Source organism: Butyrivibrio sp. (assembly GCF_024699075.1).
The window spans coordinates 1-9,834 of record NZ_JAILQF010000103.1; the positions used below are offsets into that span (position 1 = coordinate 1).

The 9,834-nt window shown below is 37.3% G+C and carries 11 protein-coding genes; 9 read left to right on the forward strand and 2 right to left on the reverse strand.

The features are described from left to right. The 8 genes from K6G87_RS03970 to K6G87_RS04005 all read left to right on the forward strand — a co-directional run. Window positions 1-802: hypothetical protein (locus K6G87_RS03970; protein ID WP_296834197.1), on the forward strand; the 802-nt coding region annotated here is incomplete at its 5' end. Between the two features lie 201 nt (window positions 803-1,003). Beyond that, on the forward strand, window positions 1,004-1,420 hold the full coding sequence (locus tag K6G87_RS03975; RefSeq protein ID WP_296834200.1) for an acyl-CoA thioesterase: 417 nt from the start codon (window positions 1,004-1,006) through the stop codon (window positions 1,418-1,420). Window positions 1,421-1,476: 56 nt separating this feature from the next. Continuing rightward, on the forward strand, window positions 1,477-2,658 hold the full coding sequence (locus tag K6G87_RS03980; protein WP_296834203.1) for a hypothetical protein: 1,182 nt from the start codon (window positions 1,477-1,479) through the stop codon (window positions 2,656-2,658). 105 nt (window positions 2,659-2,763) lie between these two features. Then, complete coding sequence (locus K6G87_RS03985; RefSeq protein WP_296834206.1) at window positions 2,764-2,913, forward strand: hypothetical protein; 150 nt, start codon at window positions 2,764-2,766, stop codon at window positions 2,911-2,913. Window positions 2,914-2,985: 72 nt separating this feature from the next. After that, window positions 2,986-3,630, forward strand: coding sequence for a methylated-DNA--[protein]-cysteine S-methyltransferase (locus K6G87_RS03990; RefSeq protein WP_296834208.1), 645 nt, complete (start codon window positions 2,986-2,988; stop codon window positions 3,628-3,630). 72 nt (window positions 3,631-3,702) lie between these two features. Next, a complete protein-coding gene (locus K6G87_RS03995; RefSeq protein ID WP_296834211.1) occupies window positions 3,703-4,479 on the forward strand; it encodes an inositol monophosphatase family protein in 777 nt (258 codons plus the stop codon). Window positions 4,480-4,511: 32 nt separating this feature from the next. Then, a complete protein-coding gene (locus K6G87_RS04000) occupies window positions 4,512-5,216 on the forward strand; it encodes an alpha/beta hydrolase (protein ID WP_296834214.1) in 705 nt (234 codons plus the stop codon). 12 nt (window positions 5,217-5,228) lie between these two features. Then, window positions 5,229-5,780, forward strand: coding sequence for a DUF3990 domain-containing protein (locus tag K6G87_RS04005; protein ID WP_296834216.1), 552 nt, complete (start codon window positions 5,229-5,231; stop codon window positions 5,778-5,780). A 46-nt stretch (window positions 5,781-5,826) separates the two neighbouring features. Here K6G87_RS04005 and K6G87_RS04010 read toward each other — a convergent pair whose 3' ends face one another. Next, on the reverse strand, window positions 5,827-6,711 hold the full coding sequence (locus K6G87_RS04010) for a LysR family transcriptional regulator (RefSeq protein ID WP_296834219.1): 885 nt from the start codon (window positions 6,709-6,711) through the stop codon (window positions 5,827-5,829). A 544-nt stretch (window positions 6,712-7,255) separates the two neighbouring features. Here K6G87_RS04010 and K6G87_RS04015 point away from each other — a divergent pair. Next, window positions 7,256-8,293, forward strand: coding sequence for a YeiH family protein (locus K6G87_RS04015; RefSeq protein ID WP_296834221.1), 1,038 nt, complete (start codon window positions 7,256-7,258; stop codon window positions 8,291-8,293). Between the two features lie 517 nt (window positions 8,294-8,810). On the opposite strand, the gene K6G87_RS04020 is transcribed toward K6G87_RS04015, so the two are convergent. Then, window positions 8,811-9,834, reverse strand: a 1,024-nt coding sequence (locus K6G87_RS04020) for an alpha/beta fold hydrolase (RefSeq protein WP_296834223.1), incomplete at its 5' end; no start/stop codon positions are given.

Sequence of the window (9,834 nt, forward strand, 5' to 3'; positions counted from 1 at the left end):
AATTAATGAAGATATAAAAGGTCAAAAGACTCTTTTTATAAATTGCAGTATGAGAGGGACAAATTCAAATTCAGGCAGATTCCTTGAAGTTATATCTTCAAATCTAAAGGAAGAAGCTGAAAACAATAATCTTTCTTCAAATAAAAATGAAGAAGTCGAAAACAATAATCTTTCTTCAAACCCAAATGAAGAAGTCGAAAACAATAATCTTTCTTCAAACCAAAATAAAGAAGCCGAGAGCAATAATGATTCCTCAAACAAAAATGAAGAAATCGAAAACATCAACCTATCTTCATATCTTAATGATTTAGATGTTATAGCAAAGATCATTGAATCTTCAAATAATGTAGTTCTTGGCATGCCTCTTTATGTAGATGGTATTCCTGCTGCCGCTTTACGACTTATGGAATATCTTGAAAAGAGAAAGTCTGGCTCTGGAAGAAAGCTCTATGTTGTAGCCAATATGGGCTTTTATGAGAGTAAGCAGATCGAAAATCTTCTTGGCATGGTGGAAGATTTCTGTAGCAAAAGCGGATTTGAGTACTGCGGAGGCATAGCGATTGGCGCAGGAGAGATGATGGGACAGGTGCTTGGCTTTGGAGCAAATGGTCCTGGAAAGCACGTATATCAGTCTCTTTTAAATGTTGGAAGCATGATAAGTAATGGTCAAAAATTTGAGAATATATATACTAAAACTAACAAATTCCCTAGATTTTTATACTTTGCTGCAGCTAATTCCGGCATGCTTAGGTCAGGAAAGAACAATGGTTTGAGCAAAAAAGATATGCTTCAGGGAATATAATGTTATAATAGTATGCGCATGTGCCATTACATATAGGGAATGAATTGTTGTTCTGATAGAAAAGTTAATGTCGACGCATCAAGAAGTCATGGTTGACTATAACTACTATAATAAAACATGTGTTAATGAAGAGGACGGTAGTTTTTTTCACAAACTGAAATGAAATTAAAAATGGGTAGAATCTTAAACAGGAGACGATAAATGAGTTACATTCACAATGTTCAATACTATGAAACTGACAAAATGAGCATAACGCACCATTCAAATTACATAAGATGGATGGAAGAGGCAAGACTTGATTTTCTTAAAAGAAGTGGCTGGGACTATGCCAAACTTGAAGATGAAGGAATAATATCACCGGTACTTAGCGTAAGCTGTGATTATAAAAAGGCTACAACTTATCCTGATACAATCAGTATAGATGTAGCTGTAAAAGAGTTTAAGGGCGTAAAGCTTTTTCTATCATATGTGATGAAGAATGAGGAGGGCACAGTTGTCTGCACAGGCACAAGCTCACACTGCTTCCTGAATGCTGAAGGAAGACCTATTAGCATGAAAAAAGATTATCCAGAATTTTTTGAGACTCTTAATGACCTTATAGATAAAGAATCTAAATAAGGATTAAGATATACAGGGGATTAAGTGTTTGGAATACCCTATTTAAGGAGTTTTATATGAAAAAAAGTTTTATTAAATCAAAAGTGGTTTGTGGTATTATGGCAAGTGCTCTTTTATTATCAGCTTGTTCATCAGGATCAGATATGATCAGTCTTTCAGATGAAGATAAGGCTCAGGCTGAGTCTTCATTAGAAAATAGTGCATCAGAATCTGATGACGCTAATACAGAAGAATCAAGTTCTGCAGAAGCAAGCACTTCAGAAACAAGCACTTCAGAAGCAAATAGCTCTGATAGCAATTCTTCAAACGGTGATTCCGTAGATAATGAAAGCGCATCTGATAGTAGTACAGCTGCTTCAACAGCTTTGGGGACAACTAAGAAAGTAGGCAAAAATGGCGGTCTTAGCGAAGATGAACTTGTAGAAAAGGCTGTAAAAGAGGCTGGCGCCGATAAAGAAGAAGCAAGAGCTTATATTACTGATGATTTTAATGATGATGGATTTTTGGAAGCCTTTGTATATATAGGTGAAGAGCCTGATGAATTTGGCGAAGCCTTTGGAAACATATGGTATGTAGATAAGGAAAGCTGCGAAGTTGTCGTAGAAAATGCCTACATTGCCGCTAATAAAGTAGAAGAAATCATTAATTCTTTTACCATGGAAGACGGTAAGATATTTGTATCTATAACAGAATCTTATACGACCGAATGCGCATCTTACCTTTTCTATGTAGATGAAAACGGAGCAGAGAGATCAGTCATATTCGGAAGAGGCGCTTTCTCAAAACCGGATTATGTTGATGGTTACGCTTTAACAGTAAGTATGTATGACGGCGAAATCGATTATGAAAAAGGTAATGAAGATGACAAGGGAATGTGTATTGGCCATACCTGGAAAAATTATTATTTCTATTATGATGAAGAAACAGGCGACTTCAAAGAATATGTCGGAACTTCTATTACCAAAGAAGAACTTGCCAAAATCTGCGGTTATGATGTTGCAGCTGAAATAGAAGCTGAAGGATTTGAAGTAGGTGATATCTACAAAAGAGACAATGGTATTATTAATATAAATTATTCTGAAACCACTGAAGATGACACGACAATCTATGTTAGTTATCACAACGCAACTTATAATACAAATACTAAAGAGTTTGTTGATATCTACGGATCAGGTGAGAACACCTGGCAGGCTTCAGATTTTGGCGGATCATACGAAGACAGGATTATTAAGGAATAATGGCTCTGTTTATAGGGAAAAGAAATTGATCATAAATATATTTGATGAAAAGATCTTTGGATTTATCAATAACAAGATCTTAAAGTAAGGCAAGGATGGTATTATATGGCTGACGATTCCAGAAAAAATCCTAAAGATGATCTAAATAGCTTAAAGCCAAAGAAGAGTCCAAAAGCAGAGGCACTTGCAAACGCTCCGGAAGAAGTACTGGCTAAGGCTATAAGGGATGCTATGCTTAAAGATAAAGAAAAATGAATTACAAATTGATAATTACACAAAAACTGTACCATGGTAATATACAGATAATAAGCTTAGGAGGTGTCATAGATGAATCTTGATAAGATAAGGGCCGAGGCTTTGAAATACGGCTTGTCTTTTGCTGATACATATCAGGATGCACCGTTTCATGATCAGAACTGGCAGCTCGTAAGGTATAAGTACAACCAAAAGGCTTTTCTTTGGACCTACGAAAGAGACGGCTTTATAAATTTAAATGTAAAAACTGATCCGGAGAAGGCTTTCTTTTGGCGAAATGCTTACAAGTCGGTAATTCCCGGCTATCATCAGAACAAGGAGCACTGGAGCACCATAATCCTTGATGGAAGTATTCCAGATAAGGATATAAAGCTGATGATCGCTGAAAGCTATGATCTAATTTCAGATAGTCCTTCAAAGCGAATATATGATGCGGTCAGAAAGATTCCTTATGGAAGAGTGGCTACTTACGGCCAGGTTGCTGAAGCCGCTGGCGACAAGAAGATGGCCAGGGCTGTAGGCAATGCACTTCATAAAAATCCCGATCCTGACAACATTCCTTGCTTTAGAGTAGTCAATTCAAAGGGAGAACTTGCCGGAGAATTTGCTTTTGGCGGCGCAGGTGCGCAAGCAAAGCTGCTTGAAGCAGAAGGAATCGAGGTCGTAGAAGGGAAGGTAGATCTTAAGAAATATCAGTGGGATAATAAATATAAGTAAAAGATTTGATCAATGATATAAAGTACAAAAATCTTTTCATTAATGTGTGAACAAATAACAGAAAGCAGGAATATGTCAGAACTTAGAATTGAAGATATCATAGCTATTGTAAAAGAGGCAGGAAACATCATGTTGACTGCTGTTCGTCCCAAGATCATGGAGAAATCAGGCCATGCCAATTTCTGTACTGAGACGGATGAGAAGATTCAGAAATTCCTTATAGAAAGATTTGAAAAGTTGCTTCCTGAAGCAGAATTTCTTGGAGAAGAGGATGGGCAGGACGTTTTTGCTTCCAAAATGGCAAAAGGCTATTGCTTTGTAATAGATCCCATAGACGGCACTTCTAATTTTATCTACGAATACAGACCATCAGTAGTTTCAGTAGGTCTTTTAAAGGACGGAAAACCTTATATGGCTGTTGTATATAATCCATATGATGACATGATGTTCTGGGCTACTGCGGGCAAGGGTGCGTATATGAACGGAGAGAAGATAATGTCTACAGATGCGCCTCTTTCTGACAGCCTGGCTTGTTTTGGAACTGCGCCGTATTATGAAGAGCTTAGAGACAGATCTTTTGACATAGCCAAAAAGCTGCTCCCATTATGCGTGGATCTTAGAAGATCAGGCACAGCCGCGTGGGATATGTGCTGCGTTGCATTGGGCAGGTGCGGCTTGTATTATGAACTCAAGATTCAGATCTGGGATTATGCGGCAGCTGCGCTTATTGCGATGGAAGCCGGATGCAAAGTCACTGATATTGAGGGAAATCCTTTGTCTTACAAGGGGCCATCATCTGCACTCTGCATGGCCAGAGGAGTTAAGGAAGTTCCGGACTGCTTTGATTAAGCAGGGAGTTTTTATCGAAAGGTTAAAGCCTGATGAATGTTGAAGATAAGCATATGATCATTGCCGAAGATAAACATATCTATATTTATGGTGATATGGAGGATGTTGCGCCACTCGTTATTATAAATACATTTGAGGGCGATGGCAGTCAGGTTTATGCAGCGCTTAAAGATATGACAGATAAAAAGTTCTGTCTTGCTGTAATAAGTGATATTAACTGGGACGACGAGATGTCGCCCTGGGAGTGCCCTGCCCTTAGCAAAAACGATAATCCTTGTACCGGCGGCGCCGATAAATACATTGATACGCTGACTCATAAGATCATTCCTGTTATAGAAAAAGAGCTAAAGAATAAGCCTACATGCCGCATAATTGCTGGATATTCTCTAGCCGGATTATTTTCTATTTACTGTTTATATAATACAGATGTATTTAGTAAAGCCGTGAGTGCATCAGGATCAATGTGGTATCCTGATTTTATGGACTATACCAGTAAGAATGACTTTTGCTCTAAGCCTTCAAAAGTATATTTTTCCCTAGGAGATAAAGAGGCCAAGACAAGGCATCAACTCCTGCGCACCGTAGAAGATAAGACCAATGAAATTTATGAAAGATTTAAAGGTCTTGGAATTGATACAATATTTGAACTTAATCCCGGCAATCATTTCAGGGATTCTGACATGCGCCTGGCAAAGGGCATTGCGTGGGTTTTAATATTGGATTTTCAGAAAGTCTAATGAGGATAAAATATGTATTTATATCACACAGGTTTTGAAGAAATCAAAGTTCCGGATATTCATGTTGGAAGAAAAAATGCTGATTTCGGCCAGGGCTTTTATTTAAGTACTGACCTTGACTTTTCAAGGCGCTGGGCCAGGATCAGGAAGGATCGCAGCACATATATCAACAGCTATGAGCTTGATCTTGAAAATATCAAGGTCTTAAAATTTGAGCGAGACGCCAAGTGGTATGAGTATATCAATAATAATAGAAATAATAAAACTGATATATACGCTGATTATGATGTCATAATAGGCCCTATTGCCATAGATACCATTTATGATATGTATGGCATTACCACAAGCGGCTTTATCAGTGCAGATGATGCTCTTAAGATTCTCTCTATTGGACCTGTCTATACTCAGGTTACTCTTAAAACTGAAAATGCTGTAAAAGCACTTAAATTTCTTTCGTCAGAAATAGTTGACAGTGAAATTGTCTCATCTTACAGAGCTTTGGTGGCCAAAGAAGAGGATGAGTTCCAGAAGGAATTCGCCAAGGTTATGGAGGAGATCAACTGACTTAAACAAAATGCTTTCTTTCGTTACTGTTTTGAGATAACCTGACTTATACATAACTCATTATTTCGTTACATCTTTTTTCTATATCATTTGAAAAGATACTGTCTTTGGGCCAGATGAATGTAAAGTCATGTTTTATGTCAAAGTCTTTTAAAGGGATCTGTCTTATCAGGTTATCCTCAAGTTCTTTTTCCACAGCTGCTTTATAAAGAAAAGATATGCCGCAATCTGATATAAGTAGCTGATTGATCGTATGCATGTTCTCGACCTGGATATAATGCTGGAAGTTGGTTATGTCATAATTCTGTATCGCAAGAACTCGCTCCAGAATATTCCTGGTTCCGGAGCCTTGCTCTCTTACAAGAAGACGCTCTTCAAATAGGTCTTTGAGTTTCTGGGGCCTTTTTATAAATTCATGATCTAAGGCACAAACCGGGATGAATTCTTCGGTTTTGAACACTAGCGTTTCATATATATTCTCAGGAAAATATCCCTCTACAAGTGCAAAATCTATAATACCATCCTGCAGATCTTTTAAAAGTTCTTTGGTATTGCCAAAATGAATCTCTATATTAGATTCAGGATGCTCTTTAATGAACCTGCTTATGGGGGCAGAAATGGCATATTCGCCAATTGTCATTGTCACTCCAAAGGAGAGGTTATGACTTTCGTGCTCACTGTTTTTGAGGCTGGCTTTAAGCCGACTCTCGTCATTTTTGATCTGATTCATTTTCTTATATAAAAGCTTACCTGAATCTGTTAAAAAGAGCTTTTTGCCATCCTGGATAAAAAGCTTAGTATTATATTCCTTCTCAAGAAATTTAATGTGCTGCGAAACAGCAGGCTGCGTGATATTGAGCTTCTGGGCAGCATGTGTGAAATTCATTTCTTTGCAGACACATAAAAATGTGTCGATTCTAAAATCCAGCATAAGGGCTCCTTTGTGTGATTGAAATATTTTAAGGTAAGTATGAATGTTTATAAGCAGCTAGGTTATGTATATGCCAATGCTATGACGCAGAAGAGTACTTCGTATACGATCATCGCGTTAAAGGGTTGAAAAGTAATATTGAATAGCAAATTAAATGAACATGTTCATTTAGCATATTTATCTGTTTTTGGTATAAGTGTGTAGTTTTATGGATAACGATAAATATTTTTTATGGATATATTATAATATATAATTTTATCTTTTGGTAATAGATGCATATAATAGAGCCTGCGAGTAAGAAATAGAGGGCTTTGATGTGGCGTAGCATAGATTACGGATAAGGGGCTGTGTCTCATTATTGCTTGTCCGTAAAGTAGAAGACTCTTGAATGTTCTGGAAGAAAATTTGCGGATAAGGGGGCTGTGATTCATTACTGCTTATCCGTAAAACAGGAAATTAAAAGAGTAATAATCGTAGAAATATAACAGGATAAACAATTTTAAGATCCTGTATATTATAAGAATTAAATTTGGAGGTTTATAAAATGAGTTTTATTAAGAAAAACTGGATTGGAATTTTAGTATGTCTTGCAATAGCAGTGCCGTCATGGCTACTTGGAAAGCAGTTCCCAATTATCGGAGGGCCTGTAATCGCTATAATCGCAGGAATGATCATCACTTTATTCTGGAACGATAAGAAAGAGGCAACTGATGGAATTAAATTTACATCAAAGATAATTCTTCAAGCTGCAGTTGTATTTCTTGGATTTGGTATGAACCTTGGTGTAGTACTTGAAACAGGCAAGCAGTCACTTCCCATAATTGTATGTACTATATCAACTTCCCTTCTTATAGCATATCTGCTTCAGAAGGTAATGCATATTAAGGGCAATACCTCAGTTCTTGTAGGTGTTGGATCTTCAATCTGCGGCGGATCAGCAATTGCTGCAACTGCTCCTGTTATTGATGCTGATGATGACGAAGTAGCACAGGCTATATCTGTTATCTTTTTCTTCAATGTGCTTGCAGCACTTCTTTTCCCAGCTTTTGGTCAGATGATTGGATTTGATACAGGATCAGGTGAAGCATTTGGAATATTTGCTGGTACAGCAGTCAATGATACCTCTTCAGTTACAGCTGCAGCTTCAACCTGGGATAGTATGTGGAATCTTGGAAGTCAGACTCTTGATAAGGCTGTAACAGTCAAGCTTACAAGAACACTTGCAATTATTCCTATTACATTTGTTCTTGCTATGATCAGAGCTAAAAAGGCAAAAGAAGAGAACACTCAGGCTAATGGCTTTAGTTTTAAGAAAGCTTTCCCTATGTTTATAGTATACTTCATAATAGCTTCTATTATTACAACAATTGCTGTAAACTGCGGCGTTTCAGCTGATGTATTCAGTCCTTTAAAAGAACTTAGTAAGTTCTTCATCATCATGGCTATGGCTGCAATTGGTCTTAACAGCAATGTTGTAAAGCTTATCAAGTCAGGCGGAAAGCCAATTCTTCTTGGAGCTTGCTGCTGGGTAGGAATAACTGTTGTGAGTCTTTGTATGCAGCATGTAATGCATATTTGGTAAATAAAATAACTACCTGTTAATGCATATCTGGTAATCAAGAAAAAACTACCTTTATGATATGTACCCGCTTTAATGAACATTGAGAAGTTCAGTAAGGAGGGTAAATATCAGAAAAGGTAGTTTTTTATTGCTTTATTATATTTTCCAGCATCTTTGGAAATCTTAAGTCTTACGGATAAGCTGTAGTGAAGCACAGTTCTTTATCCGCAATTATTGTTTAAGATCCTTTAGGATTCCTAAGTTTTACGGATAAGCTGTAGTGATGCACAGCCTCTTATCCGCAATTATTGTTCCAGTACCTTCAGGATTCTTCAGATTTACGGATAAGCAATAGTGATACATAATCCCTTATCCGCAAATATAGTTACAATACTTTCAGGATTCTTCAAAACTACGGATAATCTGTAGTGATACAAAGTGCCTTATCTGTAAATTGAATTTCAAAGTCTTCAGAATTCTTCAAAACTACGGATAAGCAAAACTAAATCAATTCATCTTATCCGTAAGTAGTCTAAATCTACCATCCAGCTTTTATAAAGCTATCCAATTGTTCTATTACGTCCCTAAAATACTTCTTACGGATGTCTTCACTGGCATTAAATATTTCATGCTTTGAGTCTTCATATACGATTTTTCTGGCTTGAGGGACTTTTTGCATAAATGCATCAAATCCTTCAGGTTTTACAAGTGTGTCCTTGCCTGCCTGCATCAAGACGATTGGAATTTTGATCTTATAAGCATCTTTTAATATCTGCTGCGTTACATCGACGGCCGCCATGACCCAGCCAAGGCTTGCTCCGGCTGTCTGATAATGCATATCATCAATACGTTTACTAAAAAGATAGTTGAAGCGTACTTCAGATAAGGTGCTGCTATTGGCAAAATTGGATACCGGATTAAAATAATGCTGACCAGGGCACAGGCTTTTTTGCTTATGAAAAAGGATCATATATAGCTTTACAAGCTTCAGTTTAAAAGAGGTCATTTTGCCTGTGTTCATCATGATCATGGGAGATGAAAGGAGAGCAGCTTTAAAAGTTTCAGGATGCTTTTCCAAATATAAAGATGCTACAGCTCCTCCCATGGAGTGAGCAAGGAGAAGTAGTGGAAGGCTCTCGCCACCTTGCTTTACAACGTTTTGTATGAATTCCTGTAAGTCGTTTACATAAGTATCAAACTTGTCAATGTAGACTACGTCATGTTCAGGGAGCTTGCCTTCAGAATATCCATGGCCGCGCTGCTCAAGAAAGTAAACGGTATAGCCTGCCTGCCATAAATACCAGACATACTCATGATACTTGCACCAGAATTCGCAGTAGCCGTGGACAATGACAATCACAGCCTTGGCATCTTTATTGACTACTTTGTAGTAATTGAGTTTTATATTATCGCTTGTTGTAAAAGTGGCATTTACTACATTGTTATCACGCCATGATTTATTAGCGCTGTTCATCGTAGATAAGAAGTCATCCTCACCAAGAAAAGATATATTGTTAATTGGATTACCGGCATTATTGTTTGTAGGAAAATCTGTATTACTA